Origin of the sequence: Pantoea sp. CTOTU49201 (genome assembly GCF_032054795.1) — a bacterium.
Lineage (GTDB): Bacteria > Pseudomonadota > Gammaproteobacteria > Enterobacterales > Enterobacteriaceae > Pantoea > Pantoea symbiotica.
In genome coordinates, this window is sequence record NZ_DAMBSA010000096.1 from 11,366 (window position 1) to 12,758 (window position 1,393).

A 1,393-nucleotide genomic window follows, 5' to 3' on the forward strand; every position below is an offset into this window, starting at 1 on the left:
AACTCATGTTGTACCTGACGCAGGAAGCGCACGCGTTTGCCGAGGCTATCCAGCAAGGTGAAATGCGATTGCGGGCGCACAATGGCCAGCGGAATACCCGGTAAGCCTGGACCGGTGCCCACATCAATAAAGCGTTCGCCCTGCAAATGTGGCTCAACCACCACGCTGTCGAGAATATGGCGCACCAGCATCTGCTGCGGATCGCGCACCGATGTCAGGTTATAGGCCTTATTCCACTTATGCAGCAACTCAACATAGCCAACCAACTGCTGTTTTTGTTGATCGGTAAGGGAAATGTTTGCCGCATTCAGCAGCGAGGAGAGTTTGTTGATCACGACGAGAATTCCATTAACGGGGGCGAGTTGCCTCGCCCCAAAGTCTATCAGGCGCTTTTACGCAGCAGGCCCTGTTTTTTCAGGTAAATCAGCAGAATTGAAATTGCCGCAGGCGTGATACCCGAAATACGCGAAGCCTGGCCGATGGACGTCGGTTTGTGATCGTTGAGTTTGGCGATCACTTCATTCGACAAGCCATTTACCTGACGATAGTCGAGCTCAACAGGCAACAAGGTGTTTTCATTACGCAGCTGGCGATCGATCTCTTCCTGCTGACGCGCAATGTACCCTTCGTATTTCACCTGAATCTCCACCTGCTCAGCGGCTTGCTCATCAGGCAGTGCCGGACCGTAGCTGGCGAGTGACGTCAGCAGCGGATAGGTCATCTCTGGACGACGCAGCAGATCTTCACCGCTGGCTTCTTTGGTGAGTGGCGCGCTGATCACCGCGTTCACTTCAGCCACGTTATCCGATTTCGGATGCACCCACAGATCGCGCAGACGTTGACGCTCCTGCTCGATCGCTTCCAGTTTCTGGTTGTAACGCGCCCAGCGTGCATCATCAACCAGACCAAGTTCGCGACCGGCTTCGGTCAAACGCAGATCGGCGTTATCTTCGCGCAGCATCAAGCGGTACTCCGCACGCGATGTAAACATGCGGTACGGCTCTTTCGTGCCCAAAGTGCAGAGATCGTCAACCAGCACACCGAGATAAGCTTGATCGCGGCGTGGCGCCCAGCCCTCTTTGTCGGCGGAAGCGCGTGCTGCGTTCAGACCAGCCAGCAAACCTTGCGCTGCCGCTTCTTCGTAGCCGGTAGTGCCGTTGATCTGGCCGGCAAAGAACAGGCCGTGGATAAATTTGCTCTCCAGCGTCGGTTTAAGATCGCGTGGATCGAAGAAATCATACTCGATGGCATAACCCGGACGGATGATCTTCGCGTTTTCCAGTCCTTTCATCGAACGTACGATCTGCATCTGTACGTCAAACGGCAGGCTGGTGGAGATACCATTCGGATAGATCTCGTTGCTGGTAAGGCCTTCCGGCTCCAGGAAGATCTG

General features: G+C 54.8%; 2 protein-coding genes. Both read right to left on the reverse strand.

The window, feature by feature from the left end; translation table 11 throughout:
- Positions 1 to 335, reverse strand: a 335-nt coding sequence (gene rsmG, locus RTY00_RS09295; RefSeq protein WP_312664213.1) for a 16S rRNA (guanine(527)-N(7))-methyltransferase RsmG, incomplete at its 3' end; no start/stop codon positions are given.
- Between the two features lie 47 nt (positions 336 to 382).
- The coding region (locus RTY00_RS09300) for an FAD-dependent oxidoreductase (protein ID WP_312664214.1) at positions 383 to 1,393 on the reverse strand (1,011 nt) is incomplete at its 5' end.